General features: G+C 36.0%; 9 protein-coding genes. 8 read left to right on the top strand and 1 reads right to left on the bottom strand.

Annotated features, from left to right (window positions below):
* Positions 1-287: 287 nt before the first annotated feature.
* From HQN62_RS06695 to HQN62_RS06710, 4 genes are all read left to right on the top strand, one after another.
* Complete coding sequence (locus tag HQN62_RS06695; RefSeq protein WP_173503775.1) at positions 288-10,982, top strand: HYR domain-containing protein; 10,695 nt, start codon at positions 288-290, stop codon at positions 10,980-10,982.
* Between the two features lie 548 nt (positions 10,983-11,530).
* A complete protein-coding gene (locus HQN62_RS06700) occupies positions 11,531-12,103 on the top strand; it encodes a hypothetical protein (protein WP_173503776.1) in 573 nt (190 codons plus the stop codon).
* Positions 12,104-12,252: 149 nt separating this feature from the next.
* Complete coding sequence (locus tag HQN62_RS06705) at positions 12,253-13,167, top strand: hypothetical protein (protein WP_173503777.1); 915 nt, start codon at positions 12,253-12,255, stop codon at positions 13,165-13,167.
* A 172-nt stretch (positions 13,168-13,339) separates the two neighbouring features.
* Entirely contained in the window at positions 13,340-14,305 is a 966-nt protein-coding gene (locus tag HQN62_RS06710) for a hypothetical protein (RefSeq protein ID WP_173503778.1), read from the top strand.
* A gap of 146 nt (positions 14,306-14,451) precedes the next feature.
* On the opposite strand, the gene HQN62_RS06715 is transcribed toward HQN62_RS06710, so the two are convergent.
* Positions 14,452-14,916 carry a JAB domain-containing protein gene (locus tag HQN62_RS06715; RefSeq protein ID WP_173503779.1) on the bottom strand — a complete coding sequence of 155 codons (465 nt, stop codon included), beginning with the start codon at positions 14,914-14,916 and terminating at the stop codon, positions 14,452-14,454.
* 611 nt (positions 14,917-15,527) lie between these two features.
* Between HQN62_RS06715 and HQN62_RS06720 the strand changes: the two genes are divergently transcribed.
* The 4 genes from HQN62_RS06720 to HQN62_RS06735 all read left to right on the top strand — a co-directional run bounded on the left by HQN62_RS06720 (position 15,528) and on the right by HQN62_RS06735 (position 19,242).
* Positions 15,528-16,862: a Shedu immune nuclease family protein gene (locus HQN62_RS06720; protein ID WP_173503780.1), complete on the top strand. Its 1,335-nt coding sequence runs from the start codon at positions 15,528-15,530 to the stop codon at positions 16,860-16,862.
* 160 nt (positions 16,863-17,022) lie between these two features.
* Entirely contained in the window at positions 17,023-17,826 is an 804-nt protein-coding gene (locus HQN62_RS06725) for an HNH endonuclease (protein WP_173503781.1), read from the top strand.
* Positions 17,827-17,991: 165 nt separating this feature from the next.
* Positions 17,992-18,549, top strand: coding sequence for a hypothetical protein (locus tag HQN62_RS06730; RefSeq protein ID WP_173503782.1), 558 nt, complete (start codon positions 17,992-17,994; stop codon positions 18,547-18,549).
* Between the two features lie 6 nt (positions 18,550-18,555).
* Positions 18,556-19,242: a nuclease-related domain-containing protein gene (locus tag HQN62_RS06735; RefSeq protein ID WP_173503783.1), complete on the top strand. Its 687-nt coding sequence runs from the start codon at positions 18,556-18,558 to the stop codon at positions 19,240-19,242.
* The last annotated feature ends 16 nt before the right edge of the window (positions 19,243-19,258 follow it).

A 19,258-nucleotide genomic window follows, 5' to 3' on the forward strand; every position in this document is an offset into this window, starting at 1 on the left:
ATACGATTAAAACGGCTTTTATATTTTAAGAATAATATAACTTAGTACTATAATTTTATAATTGAATTAACATTTGTTTAGGTTAAAAAAAGGCTTACTTTTTTCTTAAAAAATGATTTCCATTATATAAAAAAAATAGAAACCCCAACTCTATATTTTTTCATTAAGATAGATTCCCCAAATTCTATCGCTTTATTTTATTACATACAGATACCCCATTCTGCCAGTTTTAGTCTATATCGTTAAGCATATCGTATTCGTTATTAATAATTTTAATTTCATAAAATATGAAAGCATTTCTACCTAAAACCGGAATTTTTACTGTTGTTTTTTTAATTGCAAATTTGTTTTTTATTAGCAGTTCGTTTGGACAAAACACAGGACTTTTAGCTCCAACAACCAGCTTGAGCGTTAGTAGTGTTACAAATGTTGGTAATGGTTTGGCATCGGATAATGCTTATGCTGTTTTCGACGCAAATGGTGATACTGGAGATTATGGAGGGTTTAATATTAGCATACCTGCAGGGTCCACTATTTTAGGAATAGAGGTACAATTAGAAGGTAATCGTCCTACTGGTGGTGGAAGAGATGTAACGGTTCAACTTACTTGGAATAATAAAACAAATTTTACTGCTACTAAAACAATAACAGCATTTGGCACGGCCGATGCTCTCCGTACTGTTGGTTCTCCAACAGACACATGGGGGCATAGTCCTTGGGCACTTAGCGAATTTGGTAATGGTATTTTTTTCGCAAGAGTTGCTTCAACAGGTGGTGGTGGAACCATAAACTTGGATCAAGTTTTAGTAAGGGTTTATTATTGTACACAACCAACTATTACAACTACAGGAACAGCTGCCGCCGTTTGTTTTAGTGCTAGTTCACAAACAACTACTTTGGCATATAGCGCTACTACAAATAGTCCAACTTCTTATAGCATCGCTTGGACAGGTATGGCAAATCAAAGTTCGACAGCATTTGCTTTTAGCGCTGGTGGTGGGACAATAACTGGTATTACAATACCGGCATCGACTGCAGCAGGTACTTATAATGGAACCATGACTATTACCAATGCGGGGGGGTGTACTTCTACCACTCCAATAAGTGTTACTGTAAATGCATTACCTACTGCTAATGCCGGCTCTTCTCTAAGTCCCATATGTCAAGGAGGAACCTCAGCTGCATTAGGAGGTTCCGTAGGAGGTACCGCCACTGGTGGAACATGGTCAGATGGTGGAATTGGAGGAACATTTAGCCCAGGAGATACTGATTTGAATGCTACATGGACACCACCTCCCGGATATAGTGGTACCGCAACATTGACTCTGACATCAAGTGGAGGGTTATGTGATACTAAAACAGCTACAAAAACTCAAGTAGTAAATATCCAACCCACAGCATTAGCTGGAGAAACTCAAACGATATGCTCAAATAAAACTGCTATTATAAACGGAACAGCAACAAATGGGACTATAGTCTGGACAGTAGATGGAGGAGCAACTGTAGGTACACTTGATAATCCAAATATACAATCACCTGTATTTACACCAGATCAATACTTTGAAGGGACAGCTACTTTAACCATGACCGTTACCAATGCGGGTTGTACAGCAGTTTCCGTAACGTCTGTTGTAATTGTAAATGGCGGTGCTGCTACCGTAGATCCGGGGTCCGATGTTACGGTTTGTATGTCAACTCCGGGACAAGTGCCATTGTCAGGTATAATTGGAGGTGGCGCATCTTCAGGAACATGGTCAGGTGGTAACGGAGAATTTCTGCCAAATAATACAGATTTGGCAACAAGTTATACACCAACCCAAGCTGAAATAGATTTAGGTTCAGTAACCTTGACCTTAACCTCTGAAGACCCGGGAGGATTATGTCCTGGCACGGTATCTAGGTCTAAAACCATTACTTTTAAGAAAGCGCCAACAGCAACAGCTGGGGGTAGTACAAGTATATGTCCAGGGGGTAGTGCAATAGTAAGCGGAGCCACATCTAGTAATGGAACTATATTATGGACTCACAACGGGAGTGGTTCATTAAGTAATGCAAATACATTGACACCAACATATACATCAGTAATAGGTGAGGCAGGCAGCACAGTTACTTTAACATTGAATGTTTCTAACAGCCCCTGTCCAAATGCTACAGCAACATATACTATAGTGGTTAATCCATTACCGGTTAGTAAGAGTCTACTGGGCACCGCTACTATTTGTTCTGGACTCAGTACAGATGTACAAGTTGTTGATTCTGAATATGATTTTACTCTAGGGATACAGTACCAATTGCGAAATAATGCAAATAATGCAGCTGTTGGAATTCCGGTCTCAGGTACAGGAGCAACAATTAATTTGCCTACAGGAATCTTAACTAATAGTACAGCTAGTCCAATTACATTTACATTTAATGTGTTGGCTACTAATTTGAATACAAATTGTTCTGTACAAATGGCTAATCTTGTAACAATTACCGTGAATCCAGCACCACTGAATAGAGCCATATCGGGTCCTGGAGCTGCGATATGTACAGGGTCCTCTGCAAATATTACTGTGGGGGCAGCATCTGCAAGTGTTAATGGTACAACTTATCAGTTGAGAAATAATGCTGATAATAGCAATATAGTAGGTAGTACAACTACGATTTCTAATACAAGTACTACGGCATTCACTTTATCGACATTGGCTTTGACTACAACCACTACCTTTAATGTGTTGGCTACCATTAATGCAACAGGTTGTTCTGCGCAAATGACTGGAACACCAACGGTAACGGTAAATTCTTTAATTTCAAACAATACAATCAGTGCAGATCAATCTATTTGTACCGGAACTGCACCTGTAGCTTTGGTTGGAAGCACGCCTTCTGGAGGTAATGGAACTTATACTTATTTATGGGAACAAAGTACCAATAATGATACTGGTACTGGTACTTGGGCTCAAGCTAGCATTACTAATGGGGCAAGCTCAAGAACCCTTCAAAATTATACACCGCCACAATCACCTCCATCAACAGTAACAACATGGTATAGAAGAACAGTTACCTCAGCCCCATGTGCTGCTACTGTTTCACCTGCTGTCAAAATAACAGTCAATCCATTGCCAACCATTTATGCAGTAACAGGTGGAGGTGCATATTGTGATGGCGGAGCAGGTATGCCAATTGGTTTAAGCAATTCACAAACAGGAGTAAATTACCAATTGTATTTGGGAGCTTCTCCCGATGGAGCTCCTGTAGCAGGAACAACGGGATCTCCAATCACTTTTGGAAACAAAACTGTAGCAGGTACTTATACTGTGGTTGCAACTGCAACATATAATATTACTACAAATTGTTCTTCGAATATGACTGGATCTGCAACTATTACTGTCAATCCAGTTCCTGTCACTGTTGGAGCTTCGGTTTGTTTAGGGGGAAGTGGGGGAGTGTTGACTTCTTCTTGTCCTAATCCAACTGTAAGCGTGGGACCAAAAGATCCAGGAACAGGTGCTAGTGCAGCTGGAGCGGGAACGGCTTGGACAAATCCGGGTAATATTGTTTCAGATAATAGTAGTTATGCTACGGCAGCTGCTACAGCTTTCGGGGGTAGTGTAACATCAAATAGCCTTCAAGCAACAAATTTTGATTTCTCGGCAATTCCAAATAGCGCTACTATTCTGGGGATTCAGGCTTCCATTAAGCGATTTTCTAGTTTAGAAACTTTTAGCGATAATGTAAAGGACAATACGGTTAGTTTGATGAAAGCAGGAGTTGTAACAGGTAGTAATTATGCAGCTACCACAACTAATTGGTCATCAGTGAATACGACTGTTGTTTCTTATGGTGGAGCTTCCGATTTATGGGGAACAACTTGGTCTGCAGCCGAGATTAAAGCAACAAATTTTGGAGTCGCTTTAGTTACAAATATCAGTAAATCTGGTTTTAATACCACTACAGCTTCTGTAGATAATATTAGAATTACGGTTTACTACCTTGCAAATGGTGTTCTCAATTGGTATACTGCCTCTTCAGGTGGGTCATCAATCGGGACAGGTTCACCTTTTAATCCAGTTGGGGTTTTAAATTCAGGCTTGCCTGATACAAACACTGCCGGCACCACTTCTTTCTATGCAGAATGTACTTCGGTTCCGGGTTGTCGCACTAAGACTGATTTTGTTGTAAAACCTTTGCCAACTATGACCTGTCCACCCGATTCATCAGTATGTGTTGATGCAGCGGCTTACTTATTAACAGGAGCTTCTCCAGCAGGAGGAACCTATAGCGGAACAGGCGTAAGTGCGAACAATTTCAATCCTGCAGCAGCGGGAGTTGGTCCGCATACAATCACATACTCCTATACGGATACAGCTGGTAATGGCTGCAGTAATTCTTGCTCATTTACTATTACAGTGAATCCATTACCTACTCTGACCTGTCCATCCAATTCATCAGTATGTGTTGATGTAGCATCTTACGCATTAACAGGAGCTTCGCCATCAGGAGGAACCTATAGCGGAACAGGCGTAAGTGCGAATAATTTTAATCCTGCCACAGCGGGAGTTGGTCCACATACGATAACATACACATTTACTGATGGCAATGGCTGCAGCAATTCATGCACATTTACAATTACGGTGAATCCATTACCTACTCTGACCTGCCCATCAAATTCATCGGTTTGTATTGATGCAGTAGCTTACGAATTAACAGGGGCTTCTCCATCAGGAGGAACCTATAGCGGAACAGGCGTAAGTGCGAACAATTTCGATCCTGCCGCAGCGGGAGTTGGTCCGCATACGATAACATACACCTATACGGATGGCAATGGCTGCAGCAATTCATGCACATTTACTATTACAGTGAATCCATTACCAATTGTAAGCTGTCCATCCGATTCATCAGTATGTCTCAATACTGCATCTTACGCATTAACAGGAGCTTCTCCAGTAGGAGGAACCTATAGCGGAACAGGCGTAAGTGCGAACAATTTCGATCCTGCCGCAGCGGGAGTTGGTCCGCATATGATAACATACTCCTATACAGATGGCAATGGCTGCAGTAATTCATGCACATTTACTATTACGGTGAATACTTTACCAACTGTAAGCTGTCCTTCTGATTCATCAGTTTGTGTTGATGCAGCGGTTTATGCATTAACAGGAGCTTCTCCAGCAGGAGGAACTTATAGCGGAACAGGCGTAAGTGCGAACAATTTCAATCCTGCAACAGCGGGAGTTGGCTCGCACACCATAACGTACACCTATATGGAAGAGGTTGGCTGTAGCAATTCATGCACATTTACTGTTATTGTGAATCCATTACCTACTCTGACCTGTCCATCCAATTCATCAGTTTGTGTTGATGCAGCAGCTTACGCATTAACAGGGGCTTCTCCAGCAGGAGGAACCTATAGCGGAACAGGTGTGAGTGCGAATAATTTCGACCCTACAGCAGCTGGAGTTGGTCCGCATATGATAACATACACCTATACGGATGGCAATGGCTGCAGCAATTCATGCACATTTACTATTACGGTGAATGCATTACCAACAGTAACCTGTCCATCCGATTCATCAGTATGTCTCAATACTGCATCTTACGCATTAACAGGAGCTTCTCCAGTAGGAGGAACCTATAGCGGAACAGGCGTAAGTGCGAACAATTTCGATCCTGCCACAGCTGGAGTTGGTCCGCATATGATAACATACACCTATACAGATGGCAATGGCTGCAGTAATTCATGCACATTTACCATTACGGTGAAAACATTACCTACAGTAAGCTGCCCTTCCGATTCATCAGTATGTGTTGATGCAGCGGCTTACGCATTAACAGGGGCTTCTCCATCAGGAGGAACCTATAGCGGAACAGGCGTAAGTGCAAACAATTTCTATCCTGCCACAGCTGGAGTTGGTCCGCATACGATAACGTATACCTATACGGATGGGGATAGCTGTAGCAATTCATGCACATTTACTATCACGGTGAATCCATTACCTACTCTGACCTGCCCATCCAATTCATCAGTTTGTGTTGATTCGGCACCTTACGCATTAACAGGAGCTTCTCCATCAGGAGGAACCTATAGCGGAACGGGGGTAAGTGCAAACAATTTCAATCCTGCGACAGCGGGAGTTGGTCCGCATACGATAACGTATTCTTATACAGATGGCAATGGTTGCAGTAATTCATGCACATTTACTATTACGGTGAATGAGACAGTGGTAGCCAACGGAACTAAAGTTGATGTGTTGTGTAAAGATGGAGCAAACGGATCCATTGATTTGAGTGTTACCGGTGGAAGTGGCTCATACATTTATCAATGGAGCAACGGAGAAACCACTCAGGATATTAGTGGATTAGCGGCGGGAACCTATACTGTAACGATTACAGAATCCAACGGCTGTACCATAACTGGTACAACAAGTTTCACTATTGGAGAACCATCGGAAGTATTGGACGCATCGATAACAGCGTCTACCAATGTGGATTGCTTTGGTAACACCAACGGTTCAGCTACAGTAACTGCCACAGGAGGAACCCCTGAATATACTTATTTATGGGATGATGCATTGGCACAGACTACTGCTACCGCAACCAATCTAGCAACAGGGACTTATCATGTAACAGTGACTGATGCCAATGGCTGTACAGATACTGCGACAGCAACAATAATAGTGGATGACAATGAATTGCCTACTGTGATTACAAAAAATATCGAAGTTGCATTGAATCCAACCAGTGTGACAATTGTAGCTTCGGATGTTAATGATGGTTCGCATGATAATTGCGGTATTCAATCAATGAGTGTTTCACCGAATAGTTTTACTTGTCTCAATGTTGGTCCAAACACAGTTACCTTAACTGTAACGGATACCAATGGTAAGGTAAACACTGGAACAGCTATTGTAACAGTAAAAGATACTATTAAACCAGTTATTAGCAATATGCCAGCAAATAAAACGGTTAATCTTTCTGGAGGTAATTGTTCTGCTTTGGTTAAGTGGAATGCTCCATCAGCAGCGGATAACTGCGGAGTAGCTAGCCTGGTGAGCAGTGATGAAACCTTTAATGAAAACGGCTCAACATTATTGGGTTCAGGAACACATACAATCATTTATACGGCTACTGACGTTAATGGTAATACCGAAACAGCAAGTTTTATTATAACAGTGATTGATAATGTAGCACCTACTATAACAAATTGTCCAAGTAATATAACAGTTAATAATGATAACAACATTTGCGGAGCCAGAGTATTCTATATTCAGCCAAATGTAAATGATTGTAACGGTGCAACTTTAAGTATTAACAATAACGGAGTTGACACTAACAGTTATTTATCCGGTAATATTTTCCCAGTGGGAACTACAACGGTAATTTGGACAGCGACTGATGGATCAGCAAACCACAACCAAAGTTCTTGTAGCTTTACAGTAACGGTAATAGATAATCAAGCTCCGGTTCCAAATGTTGCTTCTTTGCCAACGATAAACGCAGAATGTTCTGTAACAGTGCCAGCACCAACAGCATTGGATAATTGCGATGGAACCGTTACAGGAGTTTCAGATGTCGGTCTAACTTTCAGCACTGCTGGACCGCACACTATTGTGTGGACTTATACAGACAGTCACGGAAAAAGTTCATCTCAAAACCAAACAGTAAACGTTAGTTCCTTATCACCAGTTATCAACACCCAACCGGTTAGTTTGACTAAGTGTGAAGGGCAACCTGCAACATTCAGTGTTAGTGCTACTGCAGCGACAGGGTATCAATGGCAAGTTGACGTTGGCGGCGGATGGGGAAATCTTAGCTCAGAGACTAATAGCAGTTTAAACATTGCTTCAGTTACAAATGAGATGAATGGAATTCATTACAGAGTGATTGTCAAAGGTTCATGTGGCGACATAATATCTGACGAGGTGACATTAACTGTTTATGGTATGATAACCGTAAGCGATCAGCCGAATCAAACCTTGTGTAACACTTCGAGTTTTACAATGACACAAACGCCACCATTGGCTGGTCAACAGGGAAAATGGACCTTAGTAAGCGGAAGTGCAACTATTACAAATGATACATCTCCAACTACATCCATTACAGCTGTGGCAGTAGGGACAAGTGCAAAAGTGAGATGGACAGTAACCAATGGTTACTGCAGTGTTTCTGATGATGTAACGGTAACCAATAGCATATTGCCATCTGTAAGCAATCAACCAGACCAAACCTTATGTAATACTTCAAGTTTTACAATGACGCAAAGCGCGCCATCAGTAGGAACTGGCGTCTGGAGCATTGTAAGCGGAGATGGGGGAGTTACTATCACACCGATAGACTCACCAACAGCAACTGTTAGTGGAGTGGCCGCTGGAGCAAGTGCAAAAGTAAAATGGACAGTAACCAATGTTTCATGCAGCGCTTTTGATGAGGTTACAGTGACAAACGCAATATTACAAGCTGTAAGCGATCAGCCAAACCAAACTTTATGTAACACTTCGAGTTTTACAATGACACAAACTGCACCACCTGTTGGAAACGGACAATGGAGCGTAGTAAGCGGAAATGTGGGTATTCCATCTCCAAACTCTCCGACCGCAACTGTTACGGGATTAGCTTTGGGAACAAGCGCAACTGTTAGATGGACAGTGACTAGTGGTTCTTGTACTTCGTCCGATGATGTTGTACTAACTAATACTGCATTACCAACAGTGAGCAATCAGCCGGATCAAACACAATGTAATACATCGACCTTCACCATGACACAAAGTGGTTCAGGTACATGGTCATTGGTAAGTGGTAGCGCAACCATCACAACAGCAGGATCTCCAACCACAACAATAACAGGAGTGGCAGTGGGAACAAGTGCAACGGTAAGATGGACAGTTGGTAGCGGTTCCTGCACTGCATACGATGACGTGACAGTAACTAACAATACTGCAGCACCAACGGTAAGCAATCAGCCAGACCAAACACAATGTAATAACTCAACCTTTACAATGACACAAAGTGGCTCAGGTACATGGACATTGGTAAGCGGTAGCGCAACCATCACGACAGCAGGATCTCCAACCACAACAATAACAGGAGTGGCTTTGGGAACAAGCGCAACTGTTAGATGGACAGTTGGCAGTGGTTCTTGCACTGCATTCGATGATGTAACAGTTACTAATAATAACGCTGTACCAACCGTAAGCAATCAACCGGACCAAACACAATGTAATACCTCAACCTTCACTATGACACAAAGTGGTTCAGGTATATGGACATTGGTAAGTGGTAGCGCAACCATAACGACAGCAGGATCTCCAACCACAACAATAACAGGAGTGGCAGTGGGTACAAGTGCAACGGTAAGATGGACAGTCGGTAGTGGTTCCTGCACTGCATTCGATGATGTGACAGTTACTAATAATAATGCTGCACCAACCGTAAGCAATCAACCGGACCAAACACAATGTAATTCCTCAACCTTTACAATGACACAAAGTGGTTCAGGTGTATGGTCATTTGTGGGTAGTAGTGGAAGCGCAATTATTACGACACCTAGTTCTCCAACCACAACAATAACAGGAGTGGCAGTGGGAACAAATGTAACGGTAAGATGGACAGTTGGCAGTGGTTCTTGCACTGCGTATGATGAGGTGAAACTAACAAACAATTCTGGTTCTTCATTTACGGCATCGATAACAACTACTAGTCCTGATGCATTCTGTAGTGGTTTGAAACTAACAGCGAATTCGTCAGTAGCTGGAAGTTACACTTACTTATGGAGCCCAGGAGGAGCAACTACACAAAGTATTACATTGAATAATTCATCCAATGCTGGTACATATACAGTAACGGTAACTCAACAAGGAGGCTGTAACGGAACTGCTCAGGCTAGTTATAATTTCCAACCGCAAAATGTTATTAATGATTACACAATTCTTGGTATGAGCAATGTGAGTTTGGGTGACAAAAACTTTGTTCAAACTGGAAGTGTAGGTGTTACAACTACTTTGGGTTATGCAAATATTGGAACAAACAGTACAGTAGCAGGACCAGGAGCATTTGTGAAAGCAAGGTTCATCACGGTTCAGTCTGGATCTAATGTTCCTGCCAGAATCTACAGTCCAGCTGTAGTAGTATTGCCTAATATGCAAGTAAATAGTACTAGTACGACTGGGTTAGCTGATTTGAGTATTCCAAATAATACCACAGTAACTAAAACGGGTAATTACAAAAATGTGACAATCGGAACCAATTGTAATGTGACCTTTACTACAGGAACGATTTTCGGGACAATAAGTATTGGCAAAAGCAGTCAGGTTAAATTTAATGCTAACAGCACAGGTGTTCTGAATGTTAATAGTATAAGTTTGGCAGAAGGAACTGATGCTGCACCTACGAAATTACTCTTCGCTTCCGATATATCTGTAAGAGTAAAAACTACTGTGTCTATTGGTAAATCATCCATGGTAAATCCAACTGGCGGTTATAAAGCAGTTTTCTTTATCGGTGGAAATGAATTCCGAGTGTTGCCTGGAGGTAATGTAACGGTAAATGCCAGCGTGTTTGCTCCGAATGGAACAATTAAGGTGGATGGTGATGCCGCTGCTGTTAAAAACACCAATATGAAAGGATTTTATATAGGCAGTAAAGTTGCTTCAACAAATAAAAATGTTTATTGGAACCAATTCGATTGTTCAAATCCTAGTGCTAAAACTGGTGGTATAGAGAATATTGTAGCCAAAGAAATTGAGCCGACAATTATTGCAGATCCTTTCGATGTGAAAGCATATCCTAACCCAAGTAATTATCAATTTACACTTGAAGTGGAAGGCGGCAGCGTTGAAAAAATTGAAGTTGAGGTATATGATATGGGTGGTAGACATATTAAACATATTGAAAGCGACTTTAACCAATCAATTGTATTTGGAGAGGAATTACCGGCAGGTACTTATCTTACAATAGTAAGTCAAGGATCTAACCGAAAAGCACTCAAACTTATTAAAAAGTAAATTAAATATTTTGATAGTAATTGTTAAAACAAAGCCATCTCATTAAATTGGGATGGCTTTGTTGTTTTAAAATATTTAAGGACTACAATCTCTAAAATTGATTTTATTTTTTTTAAATAAAAAAAGCCGAACATTGCTGTTCGGCTTTTTTGTCGGGGTGGCAGGACGACCTACCTATTCCTTAATTCGTTGATTTTATTGGTGTTCTCAAGTATTCTTCCAAAAAGGGTAGCCGAATAGGTCTCATTTATAATGACTTACCTTGTAGCCCTTTGTTTCCTTGATCAATTTAATAGCAGTGAGTCAATGTACTTTAATATATGTAAAGGTATTAAAAATGTCATTATGATACAACATATAATAATCATCCTCGTGATTTATTAAAGCCTAAAATTAAAAGGTCTTTTAATAATTTGTAGTGAAAATATATATATATTTGAAAGTAAGTATTGTGTAAAATTATTACACATATCTACCCAAATTTGGGTCGCTTTGTGAGGTTTTGTCTTATATGTAATAAGTTAGCAGTAATTTTGAAAAAAACAGAAATGAAAGAAATATTAAACGATTATATTTTACCATCAGGCGTACTTTTGACTTTTATCGCAACGGCGTTTAACATATATTTTACAAGAAAAAATCTAAAAACAACAAAATATATAGATACTATAACTTCTGAAAGAATAAAATGGCTTTCAATTATAAGAGAAGAAATAACGCATTTAGCTTCCAATATTTCGGAAACTTTAATAATTCATAACGAAGTAATCAAAGACATTGAGTCACAAAATCCAAGTCAACAGTATATGGATGATGTAAATTATGAATATCAAAAACATTATTTTGATTCATTAAATAAGAACTCGTTAAAATTTCAAGACAAAACTAATTTTCAAGAAATCATAAAGAAACTATATCTTCTAAAATTGAGATTTAATCCTAAAGAAGATATTGAAATTTTAAATTTGATTCAATATTTTATAGATTTCTATATGTTAAAATATATTTCGTCAAATAAATTGAAAGAAGCAAAAACTAATTTAAATAAACTTACAGAACAAACTCAAATGCTATTGAAAAAGGAATGGGAGAAAGTAAAATTAGAAACAAAGGGAAAATAAAAAACTACGACTAACACACGTTTGTGGCTATTGCGGAATTTAGTGAAATTATCATATTCAAATCATATTTTCGTTTAGCCGAAAATACTCGTCTTCGAAGTCCGCAACATCCACAAGCGCGAGAACGTTATACCTCATTTTAATAAACTATGACACTATGCATTGCATGGAAGCAAAATGCCAAAATATGTTTTGCTTCTGATTCTAGACTAACAATCAGACAGGGTATTGATTATGTAACTACAAGCGATTCGGCTCCTAAGATTTTTAGTATTCCAGTAAGAATTTATGAAGCTGGAACACAACATAATTTACTCTATGACAAAGATTGGGGATTTTGTTTAGCAGGAGGATATGTTAGTGCAAGTGGTTATTCAGATACATTATCAGAACTACTGTCAAATCTTCAAATTGTTCCTTCAATATCAATTATTGATTATGAAAAAATAATAAATATTGCTTACAAAATATATTTGCAAATATCTAATGAGTTGATACAGCAAAGACAATATGGTGCTTTGTGTAAAATTTTAATTACTGGGATTTGTCCTTCTTCTAATAAAACATTTATCTATGAATTTGGATATACCAGTAAAAATTATACCGATGTACAATTTTATATGAAGGAAATAGACATAGATAAAGAATTAATTGTTTATTTAGGTGATAAGGCAGCCATAAATTCTTTCAATCAAAAAATTTGTACATGGCCTCCAAAATTAAATCATTTAAAATGCTTAAAAGATATCTGCAATGATAGTGATATCCCAACTGTTGGTGGTCGTCTTCAATATGGTGTTTTAGATATTTCTCATCCAAAACACTTCTCAATTTTCGGAATATTAGAAAGTGAGTTAGAATTCGATGGAATGTTTTGGTCTATTAAAGATAATTTTTTGTTTCGTAGTATAAATCTACCTCCACAACTTTTTGAAGGAGATATCCATGTGCAAAAGACATACGTTACGCCATTCGACATAGAAAGAAATTTACTTTTTGATGAAGCAGAAATAAAAAATGAAGAAGAGCAAAAATTAAGATTGGAAAAGAAAAACGAGTTATAAAATCTACTACAACGGATTTGGGCAATAGGCTTAATGGAGAGTGGGTTTTGTATTATGGATTATTTTGAAAATTCGCAGAATGGCTTAATTTATCCCCAAACCCGCTTTAGTACCAGAACGTTATTAACCAATAATAACAACGCCAAATTGCAAAACAAAAAACTAAAAAAAGATGACATTAAAAGAAGCCGTATTAAAAAGTTTAGAAGACATTAACGACATAACCAATTATTTAGCGGTTCTCAATCATATCGTTGACAAAAACTATTATGACTTTGGCGTTGCAAAAACACCAGGTTCGACAATTTCGGCAGTTCTTGGCGACTTCATTCGTAATGGTGACACTAGAATAAAACGAATTAAACAAGAAGGCGGAACATATTCATACTACTTGACAAAAAACGAACAAAATATTGGTATTGAAATTTTGAGTGGAGACATCGAAACTGAGATATTAAAACCTGCCAAAATAAATAAGTCAAAGACTTATGATGAAAGAGATTTACATAAACTTTTAAGCAGTTACTTAAAGAATACAGATACTTACTCAAAGACTATTTTTCACGAACAATCAAACGGAAAAGACAACAACCAAATTTGGACACATCCTGATATGGTTGGAATTAAATTCTTGAATTTACAAACAAAAGTCAGTCAAAATTTTTTAAAGTCTATAAACCGTGTTGACACTTTTAAGATAAGCTCTTACGAGTTAAAAAGAGAAATAAACAGTGACAGCGAACTTAAAAAGGCTTTTTTTCAAGCAGTTTCAAATTCAAGTTGGGCAAATTATGGTTATTTAGTTGCATTTGAATTTAGCGACAGTCTAAACGAAGAAATGGCAAGACTAAGTCAATCATTTGGAATTGGAATTATTGAACTTAACGCAAACCCATATCAAAGCAAAGTCCTTTATCCTTCAGTATTTCGTGATTTAGACTTTAAAACAATTGACAAACTTTGCAAAATGAATAAAGAATTTGAAAAGTTCATTGAACAAACAGAAAAATTAATGACAGCAAGCGAAAAATATGTTTCAGGTGCAGAAAAAGAACTTAATGAGTTTTGCGATGGCTACTTTGTTAACGACACAGAAGTAGAAGGATATTGTAAAGAAAAACACATACCAACAATCTAGGAGCAACAAAAAACACTGGCTATAACAGCTACAACGGATTTGGGCAATTGGCTTAATGCAAAAAACAACTTAATATTCTACACTATATAGAGATCTTTTTACTGATTGTCATTTTTTGTATTCAATAGAAACTATTATAAAGGCGCTTATAAAGCGCCTTCATCAGCAAAGGAATAATAGGATTCGGGAGTTATAATTAAAGAATCCAGTAATGTAATATCAAGAAGTCTTCCAGCTTCTTTTACTTTTCTAGTTATCTGTTTATCGGCTTCAGAGGGTGTGAGGTTTCCTGAAGGATGATTGTGAATCATCATAATTGATGTAGCATTTGCCTTAAGAGCTGCTGAGAATATTAATCTAAGATCTACAACAGTACCTGCAATTCCTCCGGAAGAAATTTCATAAATCCCAAGTACCTTATAAGCTTGATTCATAAATAATACTTTGAACTGCTCGAAAAATTCTATTTTATTATAATCCCAAGCTGAAAGAGAAAGTTTGTATGCATCTTTGGAAGATTTGATTTGGGGTCTTTCAGAGTTTTTTACTTTTGTTTTGTAAATCAGTTCAATTTCAGATACAGTTTGCCAGTTTTGATTTAAAGTTTCCATAATTTTTATATTTTAAATTAATTATGGAACATTCATCGGGAATCGCCTAGCAAGCGCAAAAAGCAACGCAATAAAGCAGGATTTTTTTCCTGCATTTATGGGGGAATTTTTTGCAAGCGCCCGCAAGCCATTCCCGAACTTTGTGACTAATTAAATTAAATATTTAGAAGAAATAATGAGTCGCTTAATATGGGATAAAAAAATATAAAATAAAAACTATGTTAATTAATGAGTTTCTAACTAAGATATTATTCATTTTTTTACTTTAATGAATCAAAAAGTAATGACTTAGAAAGACATCGCAAAATATCTCAAAATTTTAAATGACTCTTAGTATGAAGATTCGAAATTCTTATCGAGAAAGAAAATCTATAATAAGAGGGAGGGACTTAGGAACCTGATTAAGATTTATTTTCTACAAAGATGTACACAAAAAAATAATGAAAGGATCATGATTTATTTGTCGAAAAGGTGAATGAATTTTAGTAAAAATATTTATTATATTAGCTTAAAAAAATATCTTCTAACTTAAAATAACCTCAAAAAGTTTTATGATGAAATTTTATGGCTGGAATTATAAGTTGTTAGAAATAAACTAAAACCTCGCTCCATTGAAAAATATTTTTGACACCTTAGATAATAGTGATTTCGAATCCGAAATTCCAAGTGATGGAAATAAAATTACTCTTAAGGAAAATGAAGGTAAAATTGAATGTGTAATAGAAAATGAAAGTAAAGATTTGATTCATTCAATTGTCGAAATTGATTTAAACAATTCAAGAACGACAATAAGGCCAATAAATACTTTAACAGAATCTTTTTATTATTTTAAATCAAAATATGATATTAAAGAAATCGTATTTGAGGGTTTAGAAACATCAATTGAAGAATTAGATTCAGGTGGTTATGGCCTTTATGGATTACCTACTGGATTCACAAGAACTATAATGTTTGGTCTTGGATTAGAAAAAAAGTATAAAATATTAATCAATACGATTCTAAAACATTTTGAGAAATGTGATAAATTAATAATATCTAACGAGCAACAAACATCAATTTTATCTAATGATATAATTATAAGTTATGAAGATTTTGAAAAAATTAGAAGAGGAATCGATCGAAATCACGATTTATTTTATAAAGAGGGACAAATTGCGAAACAATCTTTCATATATGACAATATTTTCTACTACTTAAATCCTACTAAGTTTCCGACTTTAAAAATACCATCGCGTAAGGAAGTCATATACAAAGTTTTGAGAAATACTGATTTTAGTAAAATTTCGAAAAGTGACAAAAGTAGCTTGTCAATCTTAAAAGATACAACTGATTTAAGCTATTTAAGTATATTAATGAATGAATTTGAAGAAAAGATAAATGGTAATCATCTCGAATCCACTTACCAAACTTTTTTTGAAGAGAATCCCTTACTGCTAACTTTTTTTTCAGGTTCACCTTATGTTAAATTTAAAAATCAAGCATATGTTGGTGGTAAATCTTTTGATAATTCTAACGGACAATATCCTGATTTTTTGCAGAAGCATAAATTAACTAATAATACTTTTATTATTGAAATTAAAACTCCACAAACAACATTACTAGATAAAACAGCATATCGTGATACTGGAATATATAATCCTTCGAAGAATTTATCGGGTTCAATAACACAATTATTGACTCAAAAATATCAACTAGAAACAGAGATTTCAACATTAATTAAAAATGCAGATGATAGAAATGTAGAAGCATATAATATTCAAACATTGTTAATTATTGGTAACCTATCTAGTTTAACTTCTAAAGAAATGATAAGATCTTTTGAGTTATTTCGTAACAATCAAAAAAATTTAAGAATAGTAACATATGATGAATGTTTAGAGCAAATAAAAACTTTTATCTCGTTATTAAGCAAAAGCATAGATGAATGTGAAAATGAAATAATTTAATAAAAAATATTATTTATTTCACACAACTGCTACAACGTATTAGAGCACTAATAGAAAAAAAGGTTTTGTATTTGGAATGATTAATAAATCTGGATAATGAGCTTAATTTAGTACCATACCCACTGCAGTAATATAACATTATACGCTATAATACACAACCATGACAGAAAACCCCAATCTTGAGTTTGATTATCAAGTTGCAAAAAAAGTTTACAGCAATTCTATTTCTATTAAAGAAGGAATAATTCTATTGATTGCCAATAGAAATTTTAATCCAAGTTCCGCAAATACAGTAATTCGCACTTTTCATAAATTACTTCTTGGTGAAAAATTTACTAGAACTTTAAGTAATGTGTACTTCGAGTATTTTCTTTTTAGAATTTATAATGATTTTGGAATTGCTAAATTGGATTTGGCTGTAAAAGCGATATCTGAGCATATTGAATATATCAAAGAAAAAGGCGATTCTAAAGTTAAGCTTAAAAAAATTCTTGCAAGATATTCAGATAAAATTCTTTTTAATGAAAAGGCAAAAATAGAAATTGACCAAGCAGACGAAATTGAACAAGACGAAATTGCAGAGAACTTTGCAGAAGACGACAGAAATGAAGTTATTCAACAGCTAAAAAGTATTAATCCCAGTGAGCCACAAATAATTTTTATAAAAGGGAAAGCGTATAAACGAGATAATAAAATCATTGCGCAAATAAAGTTTATTAGAAATTATGAATGTCAAATCTGTTCATCATACATCTTAAAATCTAATGGCAAAAAATATATTGAAGCAGCACATATAATTGCCAAAGCACAAAAAGGACAAGAAGTCCTTAGTAATATTTTATTACTTTGTCCAAATCATCACAAAGAATTTGATTTTGGGCTTCGAGAAATTTTAATACACGATGATAGCAAAATTCAATTTCGCTTAAATGGCATTGAACATAATATAAACTTAAGTTTATAAAGCTTAAGTTTATAAAGGCTTTTATAACGGATTTAGTCAATTGGATTAAATGAAAAAGTTAGTTTATATTTGACATGTTTAGTAAAATCCGATAATGTGCTTAGATTATTCCCGAACTTGCTGTAGTGCCAGAACGGTGTGTGCCAACTTAATAGAAATAACTAAATGAAATTATCTGTAATAGAGTATAATAAAGTTGTAAACGATATAAAGAAAAATAATGCTATATATGCTAAAATTCTGCGTATTGGACAAACTTTTATAGATACGGGCGTTTCATATAATAAAGTAAAGAAAATACTTGAAACCGAAGGCTATGATTTTGAAAATAGTTGCATTGAAATTGCTGTAAAACAATGGTTTTTCGATAGTTTTCATCATAAAGGGGAAGATAGTAAGCAAGTGGAATTTGACGATTTAGATAATCATTTAGATTGTAATTTTATTCTTAAAGGCGATGCAGGATTGAAACTTGCTGATCACGATACATCGAAAATGAATCTTAGTATTGCCAGAAAAGCCATGATAATTTCTATTATTGCACTCTTAGCTAGTATTTTAATTCCATTTTTTAATAAGGAACAACCTGAAAAAGAGCTTCACCCCATAACTAAAGTAATAATTGTTAAAGATACCATATACATTGAAAAATCTTCTGATAAAAACATCAAAGACTCCATCTCAGTTACCAATACGAAATTGAAATTAGGGACTTCAAAATAATATTTTATGATAATCATTGGAGTAATTGTATTAGCGATTTTCGTATTTATCTTTTTCAATATAAGAGATAAAAAATTATTAGAAACTGTTACAAAATTTCATAGAGGTACGAAAACTGAAAGGAAATTAGTTTTAAAACTTTTAAAAGCAGGATTCCCAGCACAAACTATTTTTCATGATTTATATATTAAAAATAAATATGGAAATTATTCTCAAATTGATTTGGTTCTTGCAACAAAAGTTGGAATAATTGTGTTTGAAGTGAAGGAATATAGCGGATGGATTTTTGGAAATGGAAATCAGAATAAGTGGACGCAAGTTTTAGCTTACGGAAAAGAGAAATACTATTTTTATAATCCAATTCTTCAAAATAAAAAACATGTTGAAAATCTTAAAACAAAGTTAACAGAATTTCAAAATATTCCATTTTTTTCGGTCGTAGTATTTTTTGGAGATTGCCAGTTTAGGGATGTCAGTTTTATTCCAATCAATACTTTTTTAACAAAAGCGCCACGAGTAATAGATGTCGTAAAAAAAATTATTACGGAAAATGAACCTGCCAATTACAAAAGTAAGCGCGATGTTGTTAATGTTCTATCTACCGCTGTCGAGAATGGTAGTAGCCAGAAAATTTCCGAAAAACATATTAATAACATACAAGACATGTTAGGTGAAGACCGAATTTTTCACTAATTATAGAAATCTACCA

The organism is Flavobacterium sp. M31R6, from assembly GCF_013284035.1.
GTDB lineage: Bacteria > Bacteroidota > Bacteroidia > Flavobacteriales > Flavobacteriaceae > Flavobacterium.

Bases quoted from the DNA above. Each gene is read 5' to 3' on its own strand.
- HQN62_RS06695 (WP_173503775.1), top strand. From the start codon at position 288: ATGAAAGCATTTCTACCTAAAACCGGAATTTTTACTGTTGTTTTTTTA.
- HQN62_RS06700 (WP_173503776.1), top strand. From the start codon at position 11,531: ATGAAAGAAATATTAAACGATTATATTTTACCATCAGGCGTACTTTTG.
- HQN62_RS06705 (WP_173503777.1), top strand. From the start codon at position 12,253: ATGACACTATGCATTGCATGGAAGCAAAATGCCAAAATATGTTTTGCT.
- HQN62_RS06710 (WP_173503778.1), top strand. From the start codon at position 13,340: ATGACATTAAAAGAAGCCGTATTAAAAAGTTTAGAAGACATTAACGAC.
- HQN62_RS06715 (WP_173503779.1), bottom strand. From the start codon at position 14,916: ATGGAAACTTTAAATCAAAACTGGCAAACTGTATCTGAAATTGAACTG.
- HQN62_RS06725 (WP_173503781.1), top strand. From the start codon at position 17,023: ATGACAGAAAACCCCAATCTTGAGTTTGATTATCAAGTTGCAAAAAAA.
- HQN62_RS06730 (WP_173503782.1), top strand. From the start codon at position 17,992: ATGAAATTATCTGTAATAGAGTATAATAAAGTTGTAAACGATATAAAG.
- HQN62_RS06735 (WP_173503783.1), top strand. From the start codon at position 18,556: ATGATAATCATTGGAGTAATTGTATTAGCGATTTTCGTATTTATCTTT.